Below are 26,765 nucleotides of genomic sequence, written 5' to 3'. Positions count from 1 at the left end.
GCCGGTGAGGGCGGGGGCCGCAGCCGGTGGCCAGCGACCTGATCAGCTGGTTACTTGATCAGGTAGATGGTCGCGAACAGGCCGATCCACACGACGTCGACGAAGTGCCAGTAGTACGACACGACGATCGCGGCGGTGGCCTGCTCGTGCGTGAAGCGCTTGGCTGCGTACGTCCGTCCCAGGACCAGCAGGAAGGCGATCAGACCACCCGTCACGTGCAGCCCGTGGAAGCCGGTGGTCAGGTAGAACACCGTGCCGTACGGGTCGGAGGACAGCGACAGGCCGTCCTTCTTGACCAGCTCGGTGTACTCGAAGACCTGGCCGCCGATGAAGACCGCGCCCATGGCGAACGTGAGGATGAACCACGCCCGGAGCTTCTTCACGTCTCCGCGCTCGGCGGCGAACACGCCGAGCTGACAGGTCAGCGAGGAGAGCACCAGGATCGTGGTGTTGACCGAGGAGAAGGGCACGTTGAGGGCGTGGGCCTTCTCGGTCCAGAACTCCGGCCCCTTGACGGAGCGGAGCGTGAAGTACATCGCGAAGAGGGCCGCGAAGAACATCAACTCGGAACTGAGCCAGACGATCGTTCCGACGCTGACCATGTTCGGCCGGTTGACCGATCCGTGCGCGTGCCCGGTTTCTACTGCTGTTGCTGTCGCCACGACGGACATTATGTCGGTCCCTTATTCCGTCTTCACGTCGGGGGGTGTCCCTCGGAGTGTCCGGTGCGTGCGGTATGCCCGCTTGGGGGGCGACGGGGTGTCCGTACGGGGGGTGAGCAGCGGCGTGTCCCTTTTCTGATGGTTCCTCGGAGGAGCCTGGACCCCGTTGCCCGGCGCGCCGGTGCACGGTCGGAGTAGCCGCGGGAGGTAGGGGGGAAGGCGCCCGGGTGAGCCGTACGGGTGGACCGGGTGGGGTCGGGTGACGGGCCGTCCTCCAGGCGGGTGAGTCCAGGGCGCGGTGGCTTGAGGAGGAACGTGCGCGAGGGGGACTCGGCGGAGGGTGATCGGGAGTAGCATCCGGATCAGGCGAACGTGGTCCGGATCACACTTGAGGGAGCAGGGCCCATGGCGTACACGACCGATGAGACGCTCACCGTCCTCGTCTACAGCGACGACCGCAACACCCGCGAGCAGGTGCTGACGGCGCTCGGCCGCCGCCCTGCCGAGGACCTTCCGGAACTGTCCTACCTGGAGTGCGCGACCACCCCCGCGGTGCTCAAGGCACTGGAGAAGGGGGGAGTGGACCTCTGCGTGCTGGACGGCGAGGCCGTTCCGGCCGGCGGGCTGGGCCTCGGGCGCCAGCTCAAGGACGAGATCTACGGCTGCCCGCCGGTCCTGGTGCTGATCGGCCGGCCGCAGGACTCCTGGCTGGCCGCCTGGAGCCGGGCCGACGCCGCGATCTCCCGTCCGGTGGAGCCGGTGGCGCTGGCCGGGGCGGTCGCCACCCTGCTGCGGGACCGGCTGGCGAAGCGGACTCCGGCCGTCCGCTGAAATCCGCGCCAGGAGTAGGAAAGACAGGGGTAGAAGCGGGCGCTCCGCTCGATAGGCTGGCTCCATCCGTACGGACGTCCCCGGAGCGGGGAACCGACAACAGCTGGAGTCAGCCATGGTGAACGTGAACCCTGCGAACGGCGGTAGCGACCCCGCGCAGGTGGTCCGCACCTGGCCGGACCTCCTGGCGGCACTGTTGCAGGGGGAGGACCTCGACCGCTCGTCCACCGCGTGGGCGATGGACCGGATCATGAGCGGCGAGGCGTCCCCCGTCCAGGTGGCCGGGTTCATGATCGCGCTGCGGGCCAAGGGCGAGTCGGTCGAGGAGATCGCCGGCCTGGTCGACGCGATGTACGCGCACGCCGAACCGCTGGAGATCCCCGGCCCGGCGGTGGACATCGTCGGCACCGGCGGGGACCGGGCGAAGACCGTCAACATCTCCACCATGTCGGCGATCGTCGCGGCGGCCGCCGGCGCCAAGGTGGTCAAGCACGGCAACCGGTCGGCCTCCTCGACCAGCGGCTCCTCGGACGTGCTGGAGAAGCTCGGGGTGGCGCTGGACCTCTCCCCCCGGCGGGTCGCCGAGGTGGCCGAGGAGGTCGGGCTGACCTTCTGCTTCGCGGCGAAGTTCCACCCCTCGATGCGGCACGCCGCCACCGCGCGGCGCGACCTCGGGGTGCCGACCGCCTTCAACATCCTCGGTCCGCTGACCAACCCGGCCAAGGTCACCGCGCACGCCATCGGCTGCTTCGACACCCGGCTGTCCGGGCTGATCGCCGGGGTGCTGGCCCGGCGGGGCGCCACCGCGCTGGTCTTCCGCGGCGACGACGGGCTGGACGAGCTGACCATCACCACCACCTCGCAGGTCTGGCTGGTGCGCGACGGGGTCGTCACCGAGTCCACCTTCGACCCGCGGGACGTGGGCATCGAGCTGGTCGGCATCGAGGCGCTGCGCGGGGCGGACGCCTCGTACAACGCCGAGGTCGCGCGGCGGCTGCTGGCCGGCGAGCACGGGCCGGTGCGGGACGCCGTCCTGCTGAACACGGCGGCGGCGCTGGTCGCGCTGGAGCTGGGCGACGCGCCGCTCACCGAGCAGTTGGCGGCCGGCATGGAGCGGGCCGCGAAGGCGATCGACTCCGGTGCCGCGCAGGACCTGCTGCGGCGCTGGTCGGAGGCCACCAGCCGGGCCTGAGGCGGCAGTTGGGGAGCCCGTGCCGGTACGCCGGTGCGGGCTCCCGTGCTGTCCGGATGCTGGATGCCCGTTTGACCACCCGGTGGACCAGGCCTAGAGTCTTCGCCAGGTCATGAGTGACAGCGCCAAGCCCCAGCTGGCTGTCCGGCAACCCTCCGTCCGTGGCGGGGTGCCCTGGGTGAGGACCGGGTCGTCACGGCAAGCCGTCCGTGCGACAAGCGCGGACGCCCGACGACTAGCACTCCCGGGGTCCCTTGCCCCAGAAGGAGTGCATCCCCATGTCTCTGGCCACCGAAATCCGCACCCCGCTCGCCGTCCTCGGCGCCGACGTCCAGGTCCCGCTCGCCAGCGGTGAGAAGGTCGGCTACGCGGCGCTCGACTACGCGGCGAGCTCGCCGGCGCTCCAGCGGGTGTGGGACGACGTCGCCGCCTACGCGCCGTACTACGGCAGCGTCCACCGCGGGGCCGGGTACCTCTCCCAGCTGTCCACCGACCTGTTCGAGCAGAGCCGCCGCACCGTCGGCGAGTTCCTCGACCTGCGCGAGGGAGACCAGGTGGTCTTCACCCGGGCCACCACCGACTCGCTCAACCTGCTGGCCTCCGCCGTCCCGGCCGGCACCCGGGTGTTCGCCTTCGAGACCGAGCACCACGCCTCGCTGCTGCCCTGGGCGCACGCCGGACTGGACGTCACCTACCTGCGGGCGCCGCGCTCGCGGGCCGAGGCGGTGGCCGCGCTGGACGCCGCGCTCGCCGAGGCGCCCGAGGGCCCCAAGCTGCTCTGCGTCACCGGCGCCTCCAACGTGACCGGCGAGCTGTGGCCGGTCGCCGAGCTGACCGCGACCGCGCACCGGCACGGCGCCCGGGTGGTGCTGGACGCCGCCCAGCTGGCGCCGCACCACCGGGTCTCGGTGCGCGAGCTGGACGTCGACTGGATCGCCTTCTCCGGCCACAAGATCTACGCGCCGTTCGGCGCCGGGGTGCTGGCCGGCCGGGCGGACTGGCTGGACGCGGCCGAGCCGTACCTGGCCGGCGGCGGGGCGACCCGGACGGTGGCCCGGGAGGCCGACGGCTCGGTGGCCGTGCAGTGGCACACCGGCCCGGCCCGGCACGAGGCCGGCTCGCCGAACGTCATCGGCGCCTACGCGATCGCCTCGGCCTGCCGGGCGCTGACCGAGGCCGGCTTCGACGGGCTGGAGGCCCGCGAGCAGCAGCTGATCGCCCGGCTGACGGCAGGGCTGGCCGAGATCCCGCAGGTCAAGGTGCTGAACCTGTTCGGCGAGGGCTCCGCCCGGGTGGGCGTGCTGTCCTTCGTCGTCCGGGACTGGAACAGCTCGCACTTCTCCGCCGCGCTGTCCGCCGAGTACGGCATCGGGGTGCGCGACGGCCTGTTCTGCGCCCACCCGCTGGTGCGCACGCTGCTGGGCGACGAGGACGAGGCACCGTCCGAGTGTGGTGCGCCCGAGCCGTCGCTGCCGGGCGAGCGCAGCCTGAACGCGATCCGGGTGAGCTTCGGCGCCGGGACGCCGGACGAGCACGTCGACCGCTTCCTGACCGCCGTCCGGGAGCTGGTCACGGAGGGTGCGGCGTGGAACTACCGCAACGAGGGCGGGCGCTGCGTCGCCACCGTGCAGGTCGAGCGGGGCCGGCGCGCCGAGGGCTGACCGCTACTCGTCCAGGCCGAGGGCGAAGGCGGCCTCCAGGTCGTGCTGGGAGTAGGTGCGGAAGGCGATCTGGGTCTCGGTGTGGGCCACGCCCGGGACCTTGTTGAGCCGGCCCGGGATGACCTCGGCCAGGTCGTCGTGCCGGCGCACCCGCACCATCGCCACCAGGTTGTAGCCCCCCGTCACCGAGTAGACCTCGCTCACGCCGTCGATGGCGGCGATGGATTCGGCGATCTCCGGGATGCGGTCGACACTGGTCTTGATCAGGACGATGGCGGTGATCACAGTTCGGGCTCCTTTGTGGGGTGCCGCCAGCGTATCGGGCGTCAGCCCGGTCGTCGCGGGGGGTGGCGGACCACGGTGCAGGCGTAGAGGAACCCGGCCGAGAAGCCGATCACGTGGACCAGGTACGCCACCCCGGGGCCGGCCGCGTGCACCGACCACCACTGCAGGACGAACCAGAGGCCGAGCACCAGCCAGGCCGGGAAGCGCAGCGGCAGGAAGAACAGCAGCGGGACGAGGGTGGTCACCCGGGCCCGGGGGTGGAGGCGCAGGTAGGCGCCGAGGGCGGCGGCGATCGCCCCGGAGGCCCCGATGAGCACCCGGGTGGAGTTCGGCGAGTGCGCCTCGGCGAGCGCGAAGCCGTACGTGGTCAGGCTGCCGGCGGCCAGGTAGAAGACGGCGTACCGGGCCCGGCCCAGCCGCCGTTCGACGGTGGGGCCGAAGACCTGGAGGAAGAGCAGGTTCCCGAGCAGGTGCAGCCAGCCGGCGTGCAGGAAGAGCCCGGTGAGGACGGACAGCGCCGGGCGCTTGCCCGGGGTCGGGGCGGCCGGGCAGCCGGGGACCGGGTCGGGGGCCTCGGCGAGCTGTTCGGCGGTCAGCGGCCGTCCGGCCAGCACCTCGGCCGGGACGGCGCCCCAGCGCTGCTCGTACCGCTGCTCCGCGCAGACCCGGGCCTGGCCGGTGCCGTACAGCGGGTTGAGCCCCGCGGCCGGGCCGAGCAGGAAGACCAGGGTGTTGAGGGCGATCAGGGCGTAGCTGACCACGGGGGCGGTCGCCGCCGGGCGGCCGCCCCGGGCGGCGGTGTGGTCGGGGACCGCGAGCGCCATGCGGCCAAGCATCCCTCCGGGCGCCGCAGGTGACACGACGGTTTACGGCAGGTGGACTAGCCCGGGTGTTCAGGCAACCGGTGGTCGCGACGGTTGCCCCAGGCAATAGGCTTGGGGCGGGCATTCCCGCCTCCCGCCGCCGACGCCGGGGCTCCGGGGGGAGCGCCTGCCCCACCCAGGGACCACCCGAGAGGACCCCCGATGACCGTCCCCGCTCTGACCGCCGAGACGCGCTGGCGCTGCACCCTGTGCGGCAACCTCACCCGCTTCGACGTGACCCGCACCGCGCGGGTGACCGAGTTCCTGCACTTCGACCTGGCCGGCGAGTCCAAGGTCGAGGAGACCGAGGTGCTGAGCGAGACCGTCGAGTCGGTGCGCTGCCGCTGGTGCAACGCCGTGGACCAGGTCGAGCTGGTGGCCCGTCCGGGCGCCGAGGAGACGCAGGCCCCCGCCGACCAGGGCTGATCCCCGCCGCGGCGGCGGGGTGGGTGCGCGGCGCACCCGCCCGCGCCGCACGGGACAATACAGAACAGGACGCACGGAGCGTGCCGACGGGGGGCGGCCGCGGCCGTGCCCCGCTGGACCAGGATCGGAGCCGAGGACGTGGTGGACGCAGCGAAGGAGCCCGGCGCAGCCCAGGGGCTTCAGCCCGCTGCGGCCGAGGCCCCGGCCGAGGCTGCCGGGGCGGCGGACGGCGCCTCCGGGTCCGCGGCGGAGCGCGCCGTCGAGAAGCTCGACCGGCCGCTGCCCGAGGGCGTGCGCCGTCGGGTGGTCGGCCTGGCCTCGGACGCGCTCGGCGGGGTGCCGCCGGCCGAGCTCCCGCAGAGCCTGCGTCAGTACGTCAAGTTCACCCCGGCGCGGCGGGCCAAGTACGCGGCCACCGCGCTGGCGGCGGCGCTGGAGGCGGAGCCGGCCTTCCGGGTGCGGATAGCGGAGCGGCTGCGTCTCGGGCAGCCGGACCTGGTGAAGGCGCTGGAGTCGGGCACCGTCCCGAGCGCGGCCGATCCGATGGACGTCGCGGCCGCCGCCTACCTGGTGCGTTCGACGGGCTGGAGCCGGCTGGTGGCCGAGGCCGGCGAGGAGGCCGAGCGGGCCGGTGCCGAGGACGCGGCCGCGGAGGCGGTCCGGCTGGTGGAGAAGCTGCAGGCCGAGCTGGCCGAGGTGCGGGCCTCCGCGCGGGCGGACGCGGACCGGCAGCGGGCCGAGTCCGACGGCGTCCGCAGGGAGGCCGAGTCGCTGCGCAAGAGGGTGCGGTCGCTGGAGAGCGACACCCGCCGGGCGCAGGCCGAGACCCGCCGGGTGGCCGGCGAGCTGGACGTGCTGAAGGCGCAGGCCGCGGCCGAGCGCGGCGCGGCCGAGAGCGAGGCGCGCCGGCTCCGGCACCGGGTCCTGGAGCTGGAGAACGCGGCCGAGCAGGGCCGCCGTTCGGCCCGCGAGGGGCGCAGCGTCGAGGACATGCGGCTGCGGCTGCTGCTGGACACCGTGCTGCAGTCGGCCCAGGGGCTCCAGCGGGAGCTGGCGCTGCCGGTCGCCCAGATCCGCCCGGCGGACCTGGTGGAGGCGGTGGTGCCGGGGGCGGCCTCGCCGCACGACGTGGCCCGGCGCGGGCTGGCCGAGGACGATCCGGCGCTGCTGGACCAGCTGCTGGCGATCCCCCAGGTGCACCTGGTGGTGGACGGCTACAACGTGACCAAGACCGGTTATCCGACGCTGCCGCTGGAGCAGCAGCGGATCCGGCTGCTGGGCGGGCTGGCGATGCTGGCCCAGCGGACCCAGGCGGAGGTCACCTGCGTGTTCGACGGGCAGGACCTGGACGTCCCGGTGATCATGGCGCCACCGCGCGGGGTCCGGGTGCGGTTCAGCCGGACCGGGGAGACGGCCGACGAGCTGATCCGCCGTCTGGTGCGGGCCGAGCCGCAGGGCCGTCCGGTGGTGGTGGTGTCCACCGACCGGGAGGTCGCGGAGGGCGTGCGGAAGGCGGGCGCGCGCCCCGTGGCGTCGGTGCTGCTGCTGAACCGGCTGGCCCGGCCCTGAACCCGGGGAGGTTCGCATGATGCCTGGTCAGGGCCTGTTTCGGAGCATTGTGCGAGTCCGGTGAAGTCAGTGTGGGGACCGGAGTTCACGCCTTCGGGGGAGTGGCAAAACGGATAGATCTTCACTAGGGTCTGGCGTCAAACCTATTTTCCGGAATCTCATCCCATCAGGTGAGCCCGTTGGAAGAAGGAGCCGGTCCCTTGGCCTCCCACCGCCGTCCCAAGCAGCCGAGCCGCGCACGGATCTCCGTGCTCACCGCGGCCGCTGCGACCGCGGTCGCCCTCTCCGCCCAGGTGGCCGCGCACGCCGCGCCGCAGCCGAACAAGACGGACGTCAAGGCGCAGATCGACCAGCTCCAGGAGGAGCAGGAGCAGGCGGCCGAGAAGTACAACGGCGCCAAGGAGCGGGCCGACCAGCTGCGCAAGCAGGCCGACCAGCTGCAGGACCAGGTGGCCCGCGGCCAGGAGCAGATGACCCAGCTCCAGGGCGGCCTCGCCGAGGTGGCGGGCGAGCAGTACCGCAGCGGCGGCATCGACCCGTCCGTCCAGCTGATGCTCTCCTCGGACCCGTCCGGCTACCTGGACAAGGCCTCCACCGTCCAGCAGGCCAGCACCAGTCAGGCCGAGGCGCTCAAGGGGCTGCTGGACCAGCAGCGCCGGCTGGACCAGGAGAAGACCGAGGCGGCCGCCGTGCTCGCCTCGCTGGACACCACCACCAAGGACCTGAACCAGGCCAAGTCGGACGTCAACACCAAGCTGAAGGCCGCCCAGGACCTGCTGAACTCGCTGAGCTCCGCCGACCGCGCGGCGCTGCGGGCCCAGCAGGCGCAGGACGACCGCGCCTCGCGCGGCAGCGACCGGGTCGACCTCGGCAGCCTGCCGCCAGCCAGCGGCTACGCGGCCACGGCGCTGGCCAAGGCGATGAGCAAGCAGGGCTCGCCGTACGTGTGGGGCGCCACCGGGTCGACCACCTTCGACTGCTCGGGCCTGATGGTCTGGGCGTACGGGCAGGCGGGCGTCTCGCTGCCGCGCACCTCGCAGGAGCAGGGCCACTACGGCACCCGGATCCCCTCGCTGGACCAGGCCCAGCCGGGCGACCTGGTGATCTACGGCCCCGACATGCACCACGTCGGGATGTACATCGGCAACGGCATGGTGGTCCACGCGCCGCACACCGGTGACGTGGTGAAGGTGATGAAGGCCGACGCGATGTCGATCAACACCATCCGCCGGGTCTGACGGACCGACACGCCCGAGGGGCTCCCGCGGGGGCCTGTGAAAAGCGCCACCCCCGTCCGGGGTGGCGTTTCGGGTTTCCGGCCCCTCGACGACCACATGGTGAGAACCGATCAGCCTTGTGTGCGTCAATGGTCACCATCGGTCATTTTCACAAAGGAACTTGGGTAATCTTCTGTCTTTTTTCTGACAAGGATTTGAACCGATCACGGTTCAGTTACTAGGGTCATGCTCCGAACCACCGCACTGTCGATCGCCCAGCCAGGGTGGCGGCGGTGGTTACCGTCGAGTTCGCAAGGCAGCGGGACAGGTCGAAGCGACTGTCCGACAGGGGAGCCCAGTGGTAGGGGGCGCTGCGGAGCGGAGCCGGGGAACCACGTTCCTCCGGGGTGAATCGGCGCCAGGTCGGCCGGTGGAACGGCCGTGAGGCGTCGTAGGGCATGCTTCCGGCCCGAACCCGTCAGCTCACCCGGTAGGCGGCCGTAGGAAGAAGGAGTCCGCCTTCGTGGCGTCCCATCGTCGTCCCAAGCCCGCCGGCCGCGCCCGGGTCTCGATCCTGACCGGCGTCGCCGCCGCAGCCGTCGTCCTCTCCGCGCAGGGTGCCCACGCGGACCCGCAGCCGACCAAGGAACAGGTCAAGGGGCAGGTCGACCAGCTCAACGAGCAGGCCGAGGTCGCGACCGAGAACTACAACGCCGCCCAGGCCAAGCAGCAGGACCTGGAGAAGCAGGTCTCCGGCCTGCAGGACCAGGTGGCCCGTCAGCAGGCCCAGGTCACCGAGCTCCAGGGCGGCCTCGCCGAGATCGCCGGCGAGCAGTACCGCAACGGGGGGATATCCCCCACCGTCCAGCTGATGTTCTCCTCCAGCCCGGACAGCTTCCTCAGCCAGGCCGACGCGCTGAACCAGGCCGGCAGCACCCAGAAGGGTCAGCTGAAGGAGCTCCAGGAGCAGCAGCGCAAGCTCGACCAGGACCGCAACGAGGCCCAGGGCAAGCTCGCCGAGCTGGAGTCGACCACCCAGCAGCTGAAGGCCTCCAAGGACGAGGTCCAGGGCAAGCTGAAGGCGGCCCAGGACCTGCTCAACACGCTGACCGAGCAGGACCGCCAGGCGCTGCGCCAGGCCGAGGAGAAGGCCGCCGCCGAGGCCAAGGTCAAGGCCGACGCCGCCCAGGCCCAGCAGCAGCAGGCCGACCGCGCCTCCCGCGACAACAGCCGCGGCAGCCTCTCGGCCCCCACGACCACCGCTCCGGTGAACGTGGCCCCCGGCAGTTCGCGCGGTGCCGCCGCGCTGTCCGCCGCCGCCTCCAAGATCGGCAGCCCGTACGTCTGGGGCGCCACCGGCCCGGGCTCCTTCGACTGCTCCGGTCTGATGGTCTGGGCGTACAACCAGGCCGGCGTGTCGCTGCCGCGCACCTCGCAGGCGCAGGCCTCGGCCGGCACCCGGCTCGGGACGGACCTCTCCAAGGCCCAGCCCGGCGACCTGCTGATCTTCTACACCGACGCCCACCACGTCGGCATCTACGCCGGCAACGGCCAGGTGCTGCACGCCCCCAAGCCGGGCGCGTCGGTGCGCTACGAGGCGGTCACCAACATGCCGCTGACCGGCATCGTGCGGGTCTGATCCCCGCTCGGACGTCTCCAGGCCCGGTCTCCCCCAGGGGAGGCCGGGCCTGCGGCTTTTCCGGCGGCTCGATCTGATGTCCGATTGGTGAGTGAATATTCGGGTTGGGAGGGGTTTGGACTCGCTTGCCCGGACTCGCTAACGTCTGCCACCGGACTCCCGCTCGACGGCCGCCCGTCCCGGTGCGGCGGCGGGGGCCGCGCCGCAGGATTGGAGCCGCTGCCGCCATGCCCGTGCACCGCCGTTCCCAACTGCTCACCCGGGCGCTGGTGCTGACCGCGGCCGCCGCCACCGCGTTGGGCGCGGCCACCGGAGGCAGCGCCCAGGCGGCCCCCGCCAGCCCCGACCCGGGCGACCGTCAGGACGTCAAGACGCAGGTCGAGCAGCTGTACGACGAGGCCGAGCAGGCGTCCGAGAGGTTCAACGCCGCGCAGGAGGCCCAGCGGCGGCTCCAGGGCGAGACCACGATCCTCCAGGGCGAGATCGCCCTCGCCCAGGACCAGCTCAACGGGCTGCGCGGCGACCTGGCGATGGTGGCCGGGGCCGAGTACCGCGGCGGCGGGATGACCCAGACCGCCCAGCTCATCCTCTCGCCCGACCCGGAGGGCTACCTGGCCCGCGCCCGCACCCAGGGCCAGGCCGCCGTGCGCCAGCAGGAGACCCTGCACGAGCTGATCACCCGCCAGCGCCGGCTCGACCAGCGCCGTACCGAGGCGGCCGACAAGCTCGCCGAGCTGGACCGGACCCGGCGTTCGCTCGCCGACAGCAAGCAGCAGGTCCAGCAGCGGCTGGCCGGGGCGCAGAAGCTGCTGAACGGCCTGGGCGCCGTCGAGCGGGCCCGGCTGGCGGTCCAGGACGCCCGGGACGCCGAGCAGCGCGCCACCCGGGGCACCGACCGGCTGGACCTCGGCACCGCCCCGCCCGCCTCCGAGCGCGGGGCGGCCGCGCTGGCCGCCGCGGTGCGGATGATCGGCTCCCCGTACGTCTACGGGGCCACCGGCCCGCACGCGTTCGACTGCTCCGGTCTGATGTACTACAGCTGGCGGCAGGCCGGAGTGACCCTGCCGCGCACCTCGCAGGCCCAGGCGTACGCCGGGCAGCGGATCAGCCTGTCCGAAGCGCGACCGGGAGACCTGGTGATCTTCTACCGGGACATGCACCACGTCGGCATGTACGCCGGCGGCGGCGTGATCGTGCACGCCCCACGCCCGGGCGCCAGGGTCCGCTACGAGAGCGTCACCGCCATGCCGGTCTCCGGGGTGGTCCGGCTCTGAGCGCCCCGCCGTCCGGCCCCGCCGGACCCGCCGCCATACGTCGCCCCCGCCGCGTGCTGTCCCGGCGGGGCGCGCTGCTGCTCGCGGCCGGCGGGCTGGCCCAGCTGTCGCTGCCGTCGGCCGCCCCGCCGGCGCCCGCGGCGCGGCCGGTGGACCGGCGCGCCGAGGTGGCCGCCGCGCTGGCGGAGCGGGCGCGCTCGGCCCCGCCCTGGGCCGGGCTGCCGGTGGCCGAGGCCGGGTACCGCAACCTGGTGCTCGGCGCCGCCGGCGGGGAGCGGGTGACCGCCGCCGCCGACCTGGCGGTGCGGATCGCCGGTTACGACGAGCACCCGGTGGTGTACCCGCGCCGGATCGGGCTGGTACGGGCCGGGGACGGCTGGCGGGTCGAGCGCGAGGAGAGCGCGTCCGGGCCGCCCGCGCCGTGGGACTTCGGGCCGCTCCGGTCCTCGCCGGGCGCCCACTGCCTGGTGGTCGGGCCGGCCGCGGGACCCGACCAGGCCGAGCTGGTCGCGGTGGGGGACCGGGCGGTGCCCGCCGTCACCGAGGTCTGGGGCGGTGCCTGGCCGGAGCGGCTGCTGCTGGAGCGGCCGGCCACCGAGGAGCAGTTCGCCCGGCTGCTGGAGGGTGACCCGGCCGGCTGGACGGGCATGGCGGCGGTCACCGTGGCCGCCCCCGGCGCGCCCTGGCACACCCCGGCGGACCGGGTGCTGGTCAACCCGGAGGCGTACGGGCGGCTCAGCGGCTTCGGCCGCCAGGTGGTGGTCACCCACGAGGCCACCCACGTCGCGACCAGGGCCGACACCCGGGCCTGGACCCCGCTGTGGCTCTCCGAGGGCGTCGCCGACTGGACGGCGTACCGGGACTCGGGCCGCGGCCCGCAGCAGATCGCGCCCGAGCTGGCCCGGGACGTGGCCGCCGGGAAGCTGCCCGCCGCGCTGCCCGCCGACCGGGACTTCGCCGCCGGGGCCACCGGCATCGCCCAGGCCTACGAGCAGTCCTGGCTGGCCTGCGAGCTGATCGGCCGCACCCACGGGCCGCAGCGGCTGGTCGCCTTCTACCGGGCGATCGGCGCGGCCGACGGGCAGGGCGAGGACCGGGAGCGCCGCACCGACCGGCTGATGCGCCGCGAACTGGGCGTCGGCCTGGCGGAGTTCACCCGGCTCTGGCTGGAGCAGGTGGCGGCGCTGAAGGGCTGACCGGCCGGGGAGGGCAGGTCAGCGGCGCTGTTCGGCCGGGGTGCCCGGGTGGTCGATGCCGTCCAGCAGGTCCTGCTCGTAGGCGATGCCCGGGCGCACCGGGTAGCCGCCGGACGGCAGCGCGGCGGGCTCGCGGTCCAGCACCACGGTCGGCGGCAGCGGCGCCTCGCCGCGGGTGGAGCGCCAGAGCCGCACGCAGGAGAGCACGGCGGCGGCCAGCAGCAGCAGGTTGCGCGCGGCCAGGACGGCGACCGCCGCCGGCTCGCTGGCCAGGACCTGGGTGAACATGGTCGGGAACTCGACCAGGGTCAGCGGGCAGGCGAGCAGGATCAGCACCGCCACCGGCCGCTGGCTGCTGTTGCGCACGGTCAGGCAGACCGCCGCGACGCCGACCAGCCAGACCAGGTACTGCGGGCTGATCACCCGGCTGGTCACCACGAAGATCAGCAGCGCGCACAGCGCGGCGTCGTACATGGTGGCCGCGCTGCGGCGCTTGGAGGTGTAGCGCCACAGCAGCAGCCAGGCGAAGCCCAGCAGGGTGCCGGCCATCATGACCTTGCTGATCACGTCGACCCACGGCCCGAGCATCTCGGGGGAGCCGTAGTTCATGGTGACCTTGCCGTCCCAGGCGTCGGCGATCCGGGCGAAGTGCAGCGGCAGCGCGCCGAGCGACTCCACCTCGATGCCGCGGTCCTTCTGGAACGCCAGGAACTCGAAGGCGCCGTTCATCCCGGCCGTCAGCAGGAAGCCGATCGAGACGGCGGTGGCCGCCGCCAGCGTCCAGGAGCGGCGGGTGCGGCGGCCGGAGGGGGTGCCGATCAGGCCGATCAGCGGCCAGATCTTGACGATGCCGCCCAGGCCCAGCAGCAGCCCGCCGACCGCCGGGCGGCGGATCAGCGCCAGCAGGCCGGCCAGGGCGACCGCGGTGACGATGACGTCGAAGCGGTTGTAGATCATCGGGCCGAGCAGCGGGACGCCCACCACCCACATCCAGGCGCCGGTCAGCGCCCGGCCCCGGCGCAGGCCGGTGCGCACCAGCAGCGCGGCCGCGGCGGCGTCGGCGATCCCGCAGATCACCCAGAACGAGACCAGGTACGACCAGGGCAGCAGGCCCGGCAGCAGGATCACCAGGGCGGCGCCCGGCGGGTACTGCCAGGTCACGTCGTCGAACGGGAAGGTGCCGGTCTGGAGCACGCCGTACCAGGCGTGGTAGATCATCCAGACGTCCGCCGTGACGTCGCCGCCGGGCGCCTTCAGCACACCCGTCGCCAGCAGCACCAGCAGGGCGCGGGTGGCGACCCAGGTCGCGCCGAGCGCGGCGAGCGCCCCGAGCGGGCGGCCGAGGCGGCCGCGCGAAGAGCCGGGCTCGGTGGCCGGGGCCAATTCCACTGCGCTCCCTCGTTCGTCTCGGACGTCCCCACCGGAGGCGTCGTACCGACGGACGCCCGGGCCGCGTGCTGGACGACGGCCTAGGTACTAGGACTGACCCGGGGGTCAAACGGTTGCCGTGCGCGGTTCCGTTCCCGGTGGGTCATGGTGTTGACCTATCGTACGGATCACCCAGCGGTACACCGCGCACCCCCCGACCGAGCGAGCCGTGGCCTGATGCACAGAACCTTGATCGTCACCAACGACTTCCCGCCCCGCCCCGGTGGCATCCAGGCCTTCGTGCACAACATGGCCGTGCGTCAGCCCGCAGGCAGTGTCGTGGTCTACGCCTCGACCTGGCGGGACGGCACCGAGGTGGCCCGGTTCGACGCCGAGCAGCCGTTCCCGGTGATCCGGGACCGGACGAAGGTGATGGTTCCCACACCGCGGGTCACCCGGCGGGCCGCCGAGATCCTGCGCGCGGAGAAGTGCGACTCGGTCTGGTTCGGCGCCGCCGCCCCGCTCGGGCTGATGGCGCCCGCGCTGCGCCGGGCCGGCGCCGGGCGGCTGCTCGGCATGACCCACGGGCACGAGGCCGCCTGGGCCCAGCTGCCGGTCTCCCGGCAGCTGCTGCGCCGGATCGGCGCGGGCACCGACGTGCTGACCTACCTGGGCGAGTACACCCGCTCCCGGATCGCCGCCGCGGTCGGGCCGCAGGCCGCGGCCCGGATGGTCCAGCTGCCGCCGGGCGTGGACGAGACGACCTTCCACCCGGGCTCCGGGGGCGCCGAGGTGCGCCGCCGGCTCGGGCTGGCGGACCGGCCGGTGGTGGTCTGCGTCTCCCGGCTGGTGCCCCGCAAGGGCCAGGACACCCTGATCGAGGCGATGCCGCAGATCCTCGCCGACGTGCCGGACGCGGTGCTGCTGATCGTCGGCGGCGGCCCGTACCGGGCGGACCTGGAGAAGCTCGCGGACGCCACGGGCGTCCGGGACTCGGTGCGGTTCACCGGCTCGGTGCCGTGGGAGGAGCTGCCCGCCCACTACGGGGCCGGGGACGTCTTCGCGATGCCGTGCCGCACCCGGCGCGGGGGGCTGGACGTCGAGGGCCTGGGCATCGTCTACCTGGAGGCCTCGGCGACCGGCCTGCCGGTGGTCGCGGGGGACTCCGGCGGCGCGCCGGACGCGGTGCTGGAGGGCGAGACCGGGTACGTGGTGCCCGGCGGCTCGGCCCCGGCGGCGGCCGAGCGGATCGTACGGCTGCTGCGCGACGAGGAGCTGCGGCGGCGGATGGGCGAGGCCGGGCGGCGCTGGGTGGAGCGCTCCTGGCGCTGGGACCTGCTGGCCGGGCGGCTGACCTCGCTGCTGGCCGGCTGACGCGGGTACGCCGAAGGGCCCCGGGGAGTCCCCCCGGGGCCCTTCGGCGTACCGGTGCGGCCCTACTTCCGGTACAGGGCCTCGATCTCGGCGGCGTAGTCCTTCAGCACGACGTTGCGCTTGAGCTTGAGCGAAGGCGTCAGGTGGCCGCTCTCCTCGGAGAACTCGGTGTCCAGCAGGCGGAACTTCTTGACCGCCTCGGCGTGCGAGACGGCCGCGTTGCCGTCGTCCACCGCGCTCTGGAGGGCGGCCAGCAGGTCCGGGTCGGCGGCGAGGTCGGCGACGGTGGCGTCGGCGGGCTTGCCGTTGAGCTCCTTCCACTTCGGGAAGAAGTCCGGGTCGACGGTGATCAGGCAGGCGATGAAGGGCTTGCGGTCGCCGACCACCATGACCTCGCCGACCAGGGCGTGGGCCCGGATCCGGTCCTCGATCACGGCCGGGGCGACGTTCTTGCCGCCGGCCGTGACGATGATCTCCTTCTTGCGGCCGGTGATCGTCAGGTAGCCCTCGGAGTCCAGCGAGCCGAGGTCCCCGGTGGCGAACCAGCCGTCCTTGAAGGCGTCCGCGGTGGCCTGCGGGTTGTTCCAGTAGCCGGTGGAGATGTGCGGGCCCTTGAGGAGGACCTCGCCGTCCTCGGCGATCCGGACGGAGCAGCCGGGCGTCGGCTGGCCGACCGTGCCGATCTTCGGCTTGGCGCACTCGTTGAAGGCGGTGGCGGCGCAGGTCTCCGTCAGGCCGTAGCCCTCCAGGACGGTGAAGCCGATGCCGCGGTAGAAGTGGCCCAGGCGCTCGCCGAGCGGGGCGCCGCCGGAGATGGCGTGGGTGGCCCGGCCGCCGAGCGCGGCGCGCAGCTTGCTGTAGACCAGCTTGTCGAAGACGGCGTGCTTGAGCCGCAGGACCAGGCCCGCGCCGCCCGCGTCCAGCGCCCGGCTGTAGGCGATCGCGGTGTCGGCGGCCTTGTCGAAGATCTTGCCCTTGCCGTCGGCCTGGGCCTTGGCGCGGGCGGTGTTGTAGACCTTCTCGAACACTCTGGGCACGCCCAGGATCAGGGTCGGCTTGAAGGAGGCCAGCTCGGCGGTGACGTTCCGGACGTCGGAGACGTGGCCGAGCTTGATCGGCGCCATGATCGGGGCGATCTCGACGATCCGGGCGAACACGTGGGCCAGCGGCAGGAAGAGCAGCACGGAGCTCTCGCCGGTGTGGAACAGCGGGGCCAGGCGCTCGACCACGTTGCCGCACTCGGCCAGGAAGTTGCCGTGGGTCAGCTGGCAGCCCTTCGGGCGGCCGGTGGTGCCCGAGGTGTAGACGATGGTGGCGATGTCGTCGGGGCCGGCGGTCCGGCGGCGCTCGTGGACGGTCGCGTCCGGGACGTCCTGCCCGGCGGTGGCCAGCGCGGCGATCGCCCCGCCGTCGATCTGCCAGGTGTGCTCCAGCCCGGGCAGCCGGTCGCGGACCTCGGCGACCACCCCGACGTGCTGGTCGGTCTCGGTGATCACGGCGACCGCGCCGGAGTCGCCGAGGATCCACTCGACCTGCTCGGCGGAGGAGGTCTCGTACACCGGCACGACGATCGCGCCGGCCGTCCAGATCGCGAAGTCCAGCAGCGTCCACTCGTAGCGGGTGCGGGACATGACGGCCACCCGGTCGCCGGGCTCGATGCCCGCGGCGATCAGGCCCTTCGCGGCGGCGTGCACCTCGGCCAGGAACTGGACCGACGTCAACTCCTGCCAGTGGCCGTCCACCTTGCGGCTGAGCACGGCGACGTCCGGGTGCTCCTCGGCGTTCCGGTGCACCGGGTCGGCGAGGTTGCCGCCGCTCGGTACCTGGTAGAGGGCCGGAAGGCTGAAGTCGAGCAAGACTGCTCCTCGTTCGCGACGCTGCGGGACGGCAGGACGTTACTGCCCGGTAGGCAGCTTCGACCAGGGGGGTCGGCTCCGGTGTTCGAAGTGTCACACCCGGCCGGGTCCGACCTGGCCGTGACCGGGTCGTTCGAATGGCACCCTACGACAGCGCAGGGCGACCGGCCGGTAACATGCCCGCCCGCCCGGCGCCCGCCCGCACCTCTGCCGCCCCGCGCCGCCGCGCCGCCCACCGGGCGCGATAGCCTGCTCCGGGCGGACCGGGCCGAGCGCGCCCCGGCCGGACCGGCAGGCAGATGGACGAGGCGGAGGGCCATTCCATGGCGGAGCACACCAGGTCGAGCATCACCATCGACGCGACCCCGGCCACGGTCATGGCGGTGATCGCCGACTTCGCCGCCTACCCGGCCTGGACCGGCGAGGTCAAGGAGATCGAGGTCCTCGGCACCGGCGAGGACGGCCGCGCCGCCGAGGTCCGGCTGCTGCTCGACGCCGGCGCCATCCGCGACGAGCACGTCCTCGCCTACACCTGGGATGGCGACCGCGAGGTCTCCTGGACCCTCGTCCGCAGCCAGATGCTCCGCTCGCTGGACGGCTCCTACACCCTCGCCCCGCTCGCCGGCGGCCGCACCGAGGTGACCTACCAGCTCGCCGTGGACGTCAAGATCCCGATGCTCGGCATGATCAAGCGCAAGGCCGAGAAGGTCATCATCGACCGCGCCCTGGCCGGTCTGAAGAAGCGCGTCGAAGGCTGACACGACCGAACGGGGGCCGGACGGCATGACGGCGACACGCACCATCCTGGTCAGCGGCGACGCTGGCGCACCCACGGTGGCCGCCGCCACCGCCCTGCACGCCGCCCGGCGCGGCCACCGCACCTGGCTGCTGGCCGCCGACGACCCGCACCGTGCCCTGGACTCCGCCCTCGGCACCCGGCTGGAGCCCGAACCGCTCCACCACGCACCGGGCCTGACCGTCTCCCGGATCGACGAGCAGGCCGCCTTCCGCTACGCCGTCGGCGCGCTCACCGGCCGGCTCAAGCCCGCCCTCGACCTGCTCGGCGCCGAACAGCTCGACCCCGAGGAGCTCACCGCCCTCCCCGGCATCGCCCGGCTCGCCCTGCTGCGCGCCCTGCCCGCCGCCGACCAGGACGTCCTGGTCGTGCTCGCCCCGCCGCCCGCCGAGCTGATCGCCGCCCTCGCCCTGCCCGAACAGCTCGCCCGCTACCTGGACCGGCTCGTCCCCGAGCAGCGGCAGGCCGCCCGGGCGCTGCGCCCGCTGCTGGCCGGGCTGGCCGGCGTCCCGATGCCCGCCGACTGGCTGTACGAGGGGCGTACCAAGGCCGCCGCGGCACTGGCCGAGTCCCGCGCCGCGCTCACCGACCCCGGCACCAGCGTCCGGCTGGTCGTCCGGGCGGACGGCCACCCGTACACGGAGCTGCGCCGGGTCCGGGCCGGGCTCGCCCTGCACGGGCACCGGCCGGACGCCGTGGTGGTGCACGGCGCGCTGCCCGCGGCCGCCGCCTCCTCGCCCGACCCGTGGCTGGCCGCCCTGGCCCGCCGCCGGCAGGAGGAGCTGACCGGGCTCGCCGCCGAGACCGACGCCCCGGTGCTGGTCGCCGGCCTGGACGACGCCACCCTGGAGGCCGTCGCCGACCGGCTCTACGGCGACGGGGACGGGCCCGAGCGGCTCGCCCCCGAGCCCTGGCCGGTCGAGGACCGGCTCGCCGAGGAGGGCCTGCTGGTCTGGCACCTCGACCTGCCCGGCGCCGACCGCTCCGAGCTGGACCTGGTCCGCCGGGGCGACGACCTGGTCGTCGGGGTCGGCACCCACCGCCGGGTGCTCACCCTGCCGTCCGCGCTGCGCCGCTGCACGGTGGCCGGGGCGGGGCTGCACGACGGCGTGCTCTCGGTGCGGTTCGCGCCGGACCCGGCGCTCTGGCCCCGGGGCTGACGGGGGTTCGGCGGGGGACCGGCGGGATTCGGTCGGGGCTCCGGCGGGTCCTGGACCGGGTTCGGCGGCTTTCCGGGCGGCCCGGCCGGTCGGGTAGCGTCGGGCCGGAGGGCCGCGGGGTGCGGCCACGGCTGAGGAGGCGCCCGCGATGACCAGCACCGACGACCGCACCGAGCCCGGCGGCCGGCCGGACGGCGAGCAGGGCGGCCAGGGGCACCCGTTCGGCCCGGAGCTGGGCCCGCTGGTGGACGAGGTGCGCCGGTTCGCCGGTGCGCTCGGCGACAAGGCCCAGGAGGCGAGCGCCACCACCCTGATCACCCTCTCCGGGCTGGCCGACAAGCTGCGCACCCAGCAGCCGGAGGTCTACTCCCACCTCGCCGCCGCCGGCACCGGGCTCGCCGCCGCGGGCAGTGAGCTGCTGGCCGCCTACCGCGCCGCCGTGGCCGGGCACGAGAGCCGCTGGACCGCCGGGCAGGGCGCGCCGACGGAGAAGATCGACCTCGACGGTGACGGCGACGGCGACGGCGACGGCGGCCGTGGCTCCGGCTTTGACGAGGCTGACGGGCCGTCCGCCAAGCAGTGAAACCGTGACTTCCGGAGGGTGATCGCGCTGCTCTCGTACGTCACGAAGAAGGAGATTAGATACGACTTTTGAAGCATCCCGGCCGCGTCGGCCCAGAGTTGTCTTCGGATAATGTATGCGAGGCTGTGTACGGGGGCCGGGTTGGGCGGTAGCGTTCCGTCCAGCGGAACGAGTGAATAGCTGAGGGACACATGGCTCTGACCATCGGCGTCGATGTCGGCGGGACCAAGATCGCGGCAGGCGTGGTCGACGAGGCGGGCGCGATCCTGGCCCGGACCAGGGTGCCCACCCCGGCCGACCCGCAGTGGGCGGTCGACGCCATCGCGCAGGCCGTGCGCGAGCTCAAGGAGGAGCACCCCGACGTCACCGCGGTGGGCGTCGGCGCCCCCGGCTTCGTCGACAGCAACCGCTCCACGGTGATCTTCGCCCCCAACATCGACTGGGAGAACGAGCCGCTGCGCGGGCGGGTCGAGGAGCTCACCGGCCTGTCCACCGTCGTCGAGAACGACGCCAACTGCGCGGCCTGGGCCGAGTTCCGCTTCGGCGCGGCCGCCGACCACCACGACATGGTGCTGATCACCGTCGGCACCGGCATCGGCGGCGGCATCGTCCTGGACGGCCGGCTGCACCGCGGCCGCTTCGGCGTGGCCGGCGAGATCGGCCACCTCAACATGGTCCCCGACGGCCTGGCCTGCGGCTGCGGCGGCAAGGGCTGCTGGGAGCAGTACGGCTCCGGGCGCGCGCTGCGCCGCTACGGCCGGGAGAAGGCCGCCGCCGACCCGCAGCGCGGCCACCGGATGCTGGAGCTCAACGACGGCGTGGCCGAGACCATCCGCGGCATCCACATCACCCAGGCCGCCGAGGAGGGCGACCCGCTCGCCCTGGAGTGCTACGCCGAGCTGTCCGACTGGCTGGGCCGCGGCATGGCCGACCTCGCCGCGCTGTTCGACCCGGCCGTCTTCGTGCTCGGCGGCGGCGTCTCCGACTCCGGCCGACTGCTGCTCGACCCGGTCGCCAAGGCCTTCGAGCACTACCTGACCGGCGGGGTGCACCGGCCGCGCGCCGAGGTCGTACTGGCCTCGATGGGCTCCGCCGCCGGCATCGTCGGCGCGGCGGACCTCGCCCGCGTCCCGTAACCGCCGTACCCCTTCGAGCCCGCCGGCGGCGGTGCGACCGGGCCCCGACCGCTCCCGGACGCGCCGCCGCCGTCGCACGTCCCGGCCCGGCCGCGTACGGTCGGAGCGTTCCGGTGACCGCCCAGGGGAGGACCATGAGCGCCGCGACCACGACCGCCGAGGCCGAGCCCGGGCCCGCCGCCGCGACCGCCGTACGGGCCGAGCCGCTGCCGCCGCCCGGCCCGGGCCGGCTGCGCCTGCTCAGCTACAACATCCGCTCGCTGCGCGACGACCGGCGGGCGCTGGCCCGGGTGATCCGGGCCTGCGAGCCCGACCTGGTCTGCGTCCAGGAGTCCCCGCGCTACTGGCGGCCCGAGGGCCAGGCCGCCTGGCTGGCCCGGAGCACCGGGACGGCCGTCCTGGCCGGCGGCGGCCGCACCGCCGCGGGCCCGCTGCTGCTCGGCCGGCCCGGCGCGGTGGAGCTGCTGGGGGTGCACGACCGGCTGCTGCCCAAGACCCGCGGCCTGCACGCCCGGGGCTTCGCCGGCGCGCTGCTGCGGCTGCCCGGCACGGCGCCGTTCACCGTCACCAGCTGCCACCTCAGCCTGGACCAGGAGGAGCGGTACGGGCAGTTCGAGCTGCTGCTCGACCAGCTCGGGATCACCGAACTCGGCATCGTGGCAGGGGACTTCAACGAGCACCCGGACGGGCCGGGCTGGCGGCTGCTGGCCTCCCGGCTCCAGGACGGGTACCCGACCGCGCCCTGGGGAGGCGAGTTCACCTCCGTACCGGAGCGCCCCTACCAGCGGATCGACGCCGTCTTCGCCACGCCCGGGATCACCGTCCTCGGCTGCGGGGTGCCGCACGGGCTGCCCGGTGTCACCGAGGCCGACCTGCGGGCCGCGACCGACCACCTGCCGGTGCTCGCCGTCCTCGAACTGCCGACCGGCCGACCGGACTGCCGGACAGGCGACCGGACGGACGGCTAGACCACGGCGCCGTGGTCCGGGTCCTCCGGCTCGTCCTCGTCACGGTCCTTCATCCGCGCGACCAGGGTGACGAAGCCGCCGAGGAAGGCGGTGATCCCCACCCAGGCGGGCCAGCCGGAGATCTCCCGCCAGACCACCGCGTCGACCAGCAGCAGCGCCGGGCCGCCGAGCACCGCCAGCCAGGCGAACTTGGCGGTCACGTCGGCGGGCGGCAGCGGCGGGGGCTCCGGCGGGACGAAGTGGCCCTCGTCGGTCTCCTCGGCCAGCTCGAAGTCGCGCGGGCCCGCGCCGCCCGCCGGCATCACCGGCCGGCCGGAGCGGGGGCGGGGCTGGGGGGCGAGGTCGGAGAGGTCGTCCTGGTCGCCGCGACCGCCGGGGCCGCCCTCCTTGTGGCCGCCCTTGAGCTCGTTCTGCGCCCGGAGGTTCTCGACCTCGGGCCAGTTCGGGTTGTTGAGGTCGACCGGGTCGTCGAACTGGGCCACCAGGGCGGCGAAGATCGCGTCCTGCTCGGCCTGGCTGCGCTCGGGCGCGCGGCGCGGACGGCGTTCGGCGGCCTCCCCCGAGGCGCCCTCGGCGGTGTTCCCGGCGGAGCCCCCGGCGACGTCCTGGACGGGCGGGGGCGTCGGGGTGCCGTCCGGGCCGGTACGGTCCGTCGGCGCACCGCCCGGGGCGGCCGCGTTCGTCCCGCCGTCCTTGGTCGCGCCGTCCTCGCGGGGAGTCTCGTCCCCGCCGCCCGCCGTGCTGCTCTCGTGCACTTCCGGCCCTTCAGCCATGGTGATCGTCGGATTCGACCCGGGTGACGCCCGCCGCGTGCGCGGGAGCCAGCCGTCGGATGAAGTCCTGGCCGGCCGCGAATATTTCCGCCGCGTCGTGGTCCAGCGTCGCGACGTGGAAGCTGCGCTGGCACAGCCGCTCCGTCACGTCCGTCGAGGATATCCGGGCCAGCACCAGTTCCGAGTTGGCCGGCGAGACGACGTGGTCCTGCGGGCTGTGGAAGAGCAGCACCGGCTGGGTCACCTCCGGCAGCAGCCGCTGGACCTCCCGCCACAGCAGGCTCAGCGACCAGGCGGCGTGCAGCGGGGTGCGGTCGTAGCCGACCTCGGTCACGCCGGCCCGGGCGATGTCGTTGGCGACCCCGGGCAGGCTGGGGACCAGGTGGCGCAGCACCGGCAGCAGCGCGCTCGCGGGGGTGTCCGAGCGCACCGACGGGTTGACCAGCACCAGGCCGGAGACCGTCGGCCCGTGCAGCGCCGCGAGCCGCAGCGCCAGCGCGCCGCCCATCGACAGCGCGCAGACGAAGACCTGCTCGCACTCCTCGGCGAGCGCCAGCAGCTCCCGCTCGACCTCGGCGTACCAGTCCTCCCAGCGGGTGAGCTGCATGTCCTGCCAGCGGGTGCCGTGCCCGGGCAGCAGCGGCAGCGACACGGTGTGACCGGCCGCCGCCAGCTCGTCGGCCCACGGCCGCAGCGACTGCGGCGAGCCGGTGAAGCCGTGGCAGAGCAGCACCCCCACCGGTCCGCCGCGGTGGCGGTACGGCTCGGCACCGGGCAGCAACGGCATGGCGGACTCCTTCGCGGGCGGGTGGCGCTGGGGGAGGGGACGCTGGAGGGGAGGTGCTGCGAATTCGCATCGTCCCACGCTCCGCGCCGGGTCGTACACCCCCTACGAGCAGGCCGGGTACGGCCGCTTCGGCGGGGCCGGGCACAGCGGGCGGCCGCGGGGCATTAGGATCGACCGGTCCGCATAACAGGAGGCCCGGGTTGTTCTACCGACTGATGAAGATGATCGTCGCGCCACTGCTTCGGATCTTCTTCCGGCCCTGGATCGAGGGCGAGGAGAACATCCCCACCGAGGGTGCGGCGATCATCGCGAGCAACCACCTGTCCTTCTCGGACTCGTTCTTCTTCCCCGCGCTGATCAAGCGCCGGGTCACCTTCATCGCGAAGGCCGAGTACTTCAACACCCCGGGCCTCAAGGGCCGGCTGACCGCCGCGTTCTTCAAGGGCGTCGGCCAGCTGCCGGTGGACCGCTCGGGCGTGCGCGGCGCCGGCGAGGCCGCGATCCGCAGCGCCATCGCGGTGCTGGAGGAGGGCGAGCTGTTCGGCGTCTACCCCGAGGGCACCCGTTCGCCCGACGGCAAGCTGTACCGCGGCAAGGTCGGCGGCCTGGCCCGCGTCGCGCTGGCCACCGGCGCCCCGGTGATCCCGGTCGCCATGATCGACACCGAGAAGGTGCAGCCGCCCGGCCAGGTGGTCCCCAACTTCGGCATCCGCCCCGGCATCCGGATCGGCCGCCCGCTGGACTTCTCCCGCTACCACGGCATGGAGAACGACCGCTTCATCCTCCGTTCGGTGACGGACGAGGTGATGTACGAGATCATGCGGCTCTCCGGCCAGGAGTACGTGGACATCTACGCGACCGCCGCCAAGCGGCAGATCGCCGAGGACAAGAAGAAGGCCGACGCCGAGCGCCGGGCCGCCGCCAAGGCGGAGAAGGCGGAGGCGGCCGAGGCCGAGAAGGCGGAGAAGGCCGAGCGGGCCGCCGAGGCGGAGAAGGCGGCCGAGGCCGAGAAGTCCGCCGGGGCGGGCACCGCGGAGAAGCCGGAGAAGCCGGAGTAGGCGTCCGGGCGGCCGCTCCGAGCGGCCGCCCGGACAGGCCCGGGGAGGGGCGGGGCGGATGACGGACGACGGCGGCAGAGCCGGCGCGGTCGGCGGCACGGTGGCGGCCGGCGGCATGTCCGTCGAACTCCCGCTCTGGAAGGCGATCTCCTACTTCCGGGTGCTGGCCCTGTGCTACGCGCTGCTGCGGTACTTCAACTCGTACCTGCACTTCCTGCACCCGGTGGCCGGCTGGATCTTCCTCGGCGCGCTGACCCTGTGGACCCTGGCCAGCACCCGGGCCTTCGCCAACCCGCAGCGCTGCACCCGGTTCGTCCTGGGCACCGACCTCGCCCTCGCCGTCACCGGCATCGTGATGAGCGGCATGACCGACTCCCCGGCCCGGATCAGCCACGGCGCGCCCACCCTGCCGACCATCTGGGCGGCCGGCACGGTGCTGGGCTTCGCCGCGAAGGGCGGCTGGCGCCCGGCGGCGGCCTCGGGCTCGGTGATCGGCGTCGCCAACATCCTCGGCCACGGCGGGCCGACCGGCGACAACATCCACAACATCGTGCTGCTGATGGTGGCCGGCTGCGCGATCGGCTACGTGATCGAGCTGGCCCGGGCCAGCGAGGCCACCCTCACCCGGGCGCTCCAGGTCGAGGCGGCCACCCGGGAGCGCGAGCGGCTCTCCCGGGACATCCACGACGGCGTGCTCCAGGTGCTCGCCCTGGTCCAGCGGCGCGGCGCGGAGCTGAGCGGTACGGAGCCGGGCGGCGGGACGGGCTCCGGTACGGACTTCGCCGAGCTCGGCCGGCTGGCCGGTGAACAGGAGCGCGCGCTGCGGGCCCTGATGACGGGCGGTCCGCTGCCGGAGCAGCGCGCGCCGCGGTCCGACGCCGCCGAGCCGCCGGACCCGGACGCCCCGCGCGACCTCACCGCGCTGCTGCGCCCGTACGCGGACGAGCGGATCACGCTCTCCGCCCCCGGCACCCCGGTGCCGCTGCCCGGTGCGGCGGCGGGCGAGCTCGCGGCGGCGGTCGGCGCCGCCGTCGACAACGTGCGCAAGCACGCGGGGGAGCGGGCCCGGGCCTGGATCCTGGTCGAGGACGAGCCGGAGGCCGTCACGGTCAGCATCCGCGACGACGGCCCCGGCTTCGCCCCCGGCCGGCTCGGCGAGGCGGAGCAGGCCGGCCGGCTCGGCGTCTCCCAGTCCATCCGCGGCCGGCTGCTGGACCTCGGCGGCACGGCCGAGCTGTACTCGGCGCCCGGGGAGGGCGTCGAGGTCGAACTGCGCGTCCCGAGGAAGGCCACTCCATGACCGACCAGCCGATGACCGACCAGCCGACCGCCGACCGGCCGGTGCGGGTGATGGTGGTGGACGACCACCCGATGTGGCGGGACGCCGTCTCGCGCGACCTCGCCGAGGCCGGACTGGACGTGGTGGCCACCGCGGGCGACGGCGAGGAGGCCGTGCGCCGGGCCCGTGCCTGCACGCCGCAGGTGGTCGTGCTGGACCTCAACCTGCCCAGCCTGTCCGGCGCGGAGGTGTGCCGCCAGGTGGTCGCGCACGACCCGGCGGTCCGGGTGCTGGTGCTGTCGGCCAGCGGCGAGCACCAGGACGTGCTGGAGGCGGTGAAGTCCGGCGCGACCGGCTACCTGGTGAAGTCGGCCGGGCGGGAGGAGCTGCTGGACGCGGTGCGCCGCACGGCCGTCGGCGACGCGGTGTTCACCCCGGGCCTGGCCGGCCTGGTGCTCGGCGAGTTCCGCCGGCTGGCCGCCGAGCCGGCCCCGGCCTCGGCACCGGCCGCCCCGCAGCTGACCGCCCGGGAGACGGAGGTGCTGCGGCTGGTGGCCAAGGGACTGTCGTACCGGCAGATAGCCGACCGGCTGGTGCTGTCGCACCGGACGGTGCAGAACCACGTGCAGAACACGCTCGGGAAGCTGCAGCTGCACAACCGGGTGGAGCTGGTCCGGTACGCCATCGAGCAGGGCCTGGACGACGAGATCTGAGCGCCGCCCGGCCCCGCGCCGCCGCCCCGTCGGACGGCGCGGCCTGGTGCGACGGCGCGGCCCGGTTCAACGGCGCGGCCCCGGGCGGGGCACATCCGC

At 74.1% G+C, this 26,765-nt stretch carries 25 protein-coding genes and 2 riboswitches; of the genes, 18 read left to right on the top strand and 7 right to left on the bottom strand.

Annotated elements, in window-relative coordinates:
* Positions 1–50 precede the first annotated feature (50 nt).
* Positions 51–671 carry a heme-copper oxidase subunit III gene (locus ACFY4B_RS00825; RefSeq protein WP_049651835.1) on the bottom strand — a complete coding sequence of 207 codons (621 nt, stop codon included), beginning with the start codon at positions 669–671 and terminating at the stop codon, positions 51–53.
* A gap of 396 nt (positions 672–1,067) precedes the next feature.
* On the opposite strand from ACFY4B_RS00825, the gene ACFY4B_RS00820 reads away from it, so the two are divergent.
* From ACFY4B_RS00820 to ACFY4B_RS00810, 3 genes are all read left to right on the top strand, one after another.
* On the top strand, positions 1,068–1,493 hold the full coding sequence (locus ACFY4B_RS00820) for a hypothetical protein (RefSeq protein WP_049651834.1): 426 nt from the start codon (positions 1,068–1,070) through the stop codon (positions 1,491–1,493).
* Positions 1,494–1,608: 115 nt separating this feature from the next.
* Positions 1,609–2,685: an anthranilate phosphoribosyltransferase gene (gene trpD, locus ACFY4B_RS00815; RefSeq protein WP_107086441.1), complete on the top strand. Its 1,077-nt coding sequence runs from the start codon at positions 1,609–1,611 to the stop codon at positions 2,683–2,685.
* 108 nt (positions 2,686–2,793) lie between these two features.
* Positions 2,794–2,912, top strand: a riboswitch (SAM riboswitch).
* A gap of 51 nt (positions 2,913–2,963) precedes the next feature.
* The gene (locus ACFY4B_RS00810; protein WP_049651833.1) at positions 2,964–4,346 is read left to right on the top strand and encodes an aminotransferase class V-fold PLP-dependent enzyme; all 1,383 of its coding nucleotides are present in this window, start codon (positions 2,964–2,966) and stop codon (positions 4,344–4,346) included.
* A gap of 3 nt (positions 4,347–4,349) precedes the next feature.
* On the opposite strand, the gene ACFY4B_RS00805 is transcribed toward ACFY4B_RS00810, so the two are convergent.
* Both ACFY4B_RS00805 and ACFY4B_RS00800 read right to left on the bottom strand, forming a co-directional pair.
* The gene (locus ACFY4B_RS00805; protein ID WP_049651832.1) at positions 4,350–4,631 is read right to left on the bottom strand and encodes an Lrp/AsnC family transcriptional regulator; all 282 of its coding nucleotides are present in this window, start codon (positions 4,629–4,631) and stop codon (positions 4,350–4,352) included.
* Positions 4,632–4,672: 41 nt separating this feature from the next.
* A complete protein-coding gene (locus tag ACFY4B_RS00800; protein ID WP_049651831.1) occupies positions 4,673–5,455 on the bottom strand; it encodes a rhomboid family intramembrane serine protease in 783 nt (260 codons plus the stop codon).
* Positions 5,456–5,656: 201 nt separating this feature from the next.
* Here ACFY4B_RS00800 and ACFY4B_RS00795 point away from each other — a divergent pair, with 201 nt between their 5' ends.
* From ACFY4B_RS00795 to ACFY4B_RS00770, 6 genes are all read left to right on the top strand, one after another.
* Positions 5,657–5,920, top strand: coding sequence for a hypothetical protein (locus tag ACFY4B_RS00795; protein WP_049651830.1), 264 nt, complete (start codon positions 5,657–5,659; stop codon positions 5,918–5,920).
* A 141-nt stretch (positions 5,921–6,061) separates the two neighbouring features.
* On the top strand, positions 6,062–7,489 hold the full coding sequence (locus tag ACFY4B_RS00790) for an NYN domain-containing protein (protein WP_387966299.1): 1,428 nt from the start codon (positions 6,062–6,064) through the stop codon (positions 7,487–7,489).
* 200 nt (positions 7,490–7,689) lie between these two features.
* The gene (locus ACFY4B_RS00785; RefSeq protein WP_049651829.1) at positions 7,690–8,727 is read left to right on the top strand and encodes a C40 family peptidase; all 1,038 of its coding nucleotides are present in this window, start codon (positions 7,690–7,692) and stop codon (positions 8,725–8,727) included.
* Between the two features lie 338 nt (positions 8,728–9,065).
* Positions 9,066–9,219, top strand: a riboswitch (cyclic di-AMP (ydaO/yuaA leader).
* A gap of 10 nt (positions 9,220–9,229) precedes the next feature.
* Positions 9,230–10,345: an NlpC/P60 family protein gene (locus ACFY4B_RS00780; protein ID WP_387966141.1), complete on the top strand. Its 1,116-nt coding sequence runs from the start codon at positions 9,230–9,232 to the stop codon at positions 10,343–10,345.
* Between the two features lie 227 nt (positions 10,346–10,572).
* Positions 10,573–11,619 carry a C40 family peptidase gene (locus ACFY4B_RS00775; protein WP_049651827.1) on the top strand — a complete coding sequence of 349 codons (1,047 nt, stop codon included), beginning with the start codon at positions 10,573–10,575 and terminating at the stop codon, positions 11,617–11,619.
* A 53-nt stretch (positions 11,620–11,672) separates the two neighbouring features.
* Positions 11,673–12,815 (top strand): hypothetical protein, encoded by a 1,143-nt coding sequence (locus ACFY4B_RS00770; protein ID WP_387966140.1) that lies wholly within the window; start codon positions 11,673–11,675, stop codon positions 12,813–12,815.
* 18 nt (positions 12,816–12,833) lie between these two features.
* Here ACFY4B_RS00770 and ACFY4B_RS00765 read toward each other — a convergent pair whose 3' ends face one another.
* Positions 12,834–14,204, bottom strand: a complete 1,371-nt coding sequence (locus ACFY4B_RS00765) for a glycosyltransferase 87 family protein (RefSeq protein ID WP_387966139.1) — start codon at positions 14,202–14,204, stop codon at positions 12,834–12,836.
* Between the two features lie 216 nt (positions 14,205–14,420).
* Between ACFY4B_RS00765 and ACFY4B_RS00760 the strand changes: the two genes are divergently transcribed.
* Positions 14,421–15,557 carry a glycosyltransferase family 4 protein gene (locus ACFY4B_RS00760; RefSeq protein WP_049657557.1) on the top strand — a complete coding sequence of 379 codons (1,137 nt, stop codon included), beginning with the start codon at positions 14,421–14,423 and terminating at the stop codon, positions 15,555–15,557.
* Positions 15,558–15,619: 62 nt separating this feature from the next.
* Here the strand turns inward: ACFY4B_RS00760 and ACFY4B_RS00755 are convergent, their stop codons facing one another.
* A complete protein-coding gene (locus ACFY4B_RS00755) occupies positions 15,620–17,413 on the bottom strand; it encodes a long-chain fatty acid--CoA ligase (protein WP_117487455.1) in 1,794 nt (597 codons plus the stop codon).
* A 323-nt stretch (positions 17,414–17,736) separates the two neighbouring features.
* Here ACFY4B_RS00755 and ACFY4B_RS00750 point away from each other — a divergent pair, with 323 nt between their 5' ends.
* From ACFY4B_RS00750 to ACFY4B_RS00730, 5 genes are all read left to right on the top strand, one after another.
* Positions 17,737–18,171 carry an SRPBCC family protein gene (locus ACFY4B_RS00750; protein ID WP_049657553.1) on the top strand — a complete coding sequence of 145 codons (435 nt, stop codon included), beginning with the start codon at positions 17,737–17,739 and terminating at the stop codon, positions 18,169–18,171.
* Between the two features lie 25 nt (positions 18,172–18,196).
* Positions 18,197–19,369 (top strand): ArsA family ATPase, encoded by a 1,173-nt coding sequence (locus tag ACFY4B_RS00745; protein ID WP_387966138.1) that lies wholly within the window; start codon positions 18,197–18,199, stop codon positions 19,367–19,369.
* Positions 19,370–19,517: 148 nt separating this feature from the next.
* Complete coding sequence (locus tag ACFY4B_RS00740; RefSeq protein ID WP_387966137.1) at positions 19,518–19,952, top strand: DUF5304 family protein; 435 nt, start codon at positions 19,518–19,520, stop codon at positions 19,950–19,952.
* 191 nt (positions 19,953–20,143) lie between these two features.
* Positions 20,144–21,088, top strand: coding sequence for an ROK family glucokinase (locus ACFY4B_RS00735; RefSeq protein WP_387966136.1), 945 nt, complete (start codon positions 20,144–20,146; stop codon positions 21,086–21,088).
* 134 nt (positions 21,089–21,222) lie between these two features.
* Positions 21,223–22,056, top strand: a complete 834-nt coding sequence (locus ACFY4B_RS00730; RefSeq protein WP_387966135.1) for an endonuclease/exonuclease/phosphatase family protein — start codon at positions 21,223–21,225, stop codon at positions 22,054–22,056.
* Here ACFY4B_RS00730 and ACFY4B_RS00725 read toward each other — a convergent pair.
* Together ACFY4B_RS00725 and ACFY4B_RS00720 are read right to left on the bottom strand one after the other, a co-directional pair.
* A complete protein-coding gene (locus ACFY4B_RS00725) occupies positions 22,053–22,811 on the bottom strand; it encodes a hypothetical protein (protein ID WP_387966134.1) in 759 nt (252 codons plus the stop codon). The genes ACFY4B_RS00730 and ACFY4B_RS00725 overlap by 4 nt on opposite strands.
* 10 nt (positions 22,812–22,821) lie before the next feature.
* Positions 22,822–23,616 (bottom strand): alpha/beta hydrolase, encoded by a 795-nt coding sequence (locus tag ACFY4B_RS00720; RefSeq protein WP_387966133.1) that lies wholly within the window; start codon positions 23,614–23,616, stop codon positions 22,822–22,824.
* A 200-nt stretch (positions 23,617–23,816) separates the two neighbouring features.
* Here ACFY4B_RS00720 and ACFY4B_RS00715 point away from each other — a divergent pair, with 200 nt between their 5' ends.
* The 3 genes from ACFY4B_RS00715 to ACFY4B_RS00705 are packed head-to-tail and all read left to right on the top strand — an operon-like array spanning position 23,817 to position 26,666.
* Positions 23,817–24,674 carry a 1-acyl-sn-glycerol-3-phosphate acyltransferase gene (locus tag ACFY4B_RS00715; RefSeq protein ID WP_074000901.1) on the top strand — a complete coding sequence of 286 codons (858 nt, stop codon included), beginning with the start codon at positions 23,817–23,819 and terminating at the stop codon, positions 24,672–24,674.
* 58 nt (positions 24,675–24,732) lie between these two features.
* On the top strand, positions 24,733–25,974 hold the full coding sequence (macS, locus tag ACFY4B_RS00710; protein WP_387819661.1) for a MacS family sensor histidine kinase: 1,242 nt from the start codon (positions 24,733–24,735) through the stop codon (positions 25,972–25,974).
* A complete protein-coding gene (locus ACFY4B_RS00705; protein WP_369808377.1) occupies positions 25,971–26,666 on the top strand; it encodes a response regulator in 696 nt (231 codons plus the stop codon). Before macS ends, ACFY4B_RS00705 begins: the two co-directional genes overlap by 4 nt.
* Positions 26,667–26,765 lie beyond the last annotated feature (99 nt).

Origin of the sequence: Kitasatospora sp. NPDC001261 (assembly GCF_042896795.1) — a bacterium.
Classification (GTDB): Bacteria; Actinomycetota; Actinomycetes; order Streptomycetales; family Streptomycetaceae; genus Kitasatospora.
The sequence above is the reverse complement of the archived record's forward strand: the minus strand, read 5'-3'. Positions and strand labels throughout refer to the sequence as shown.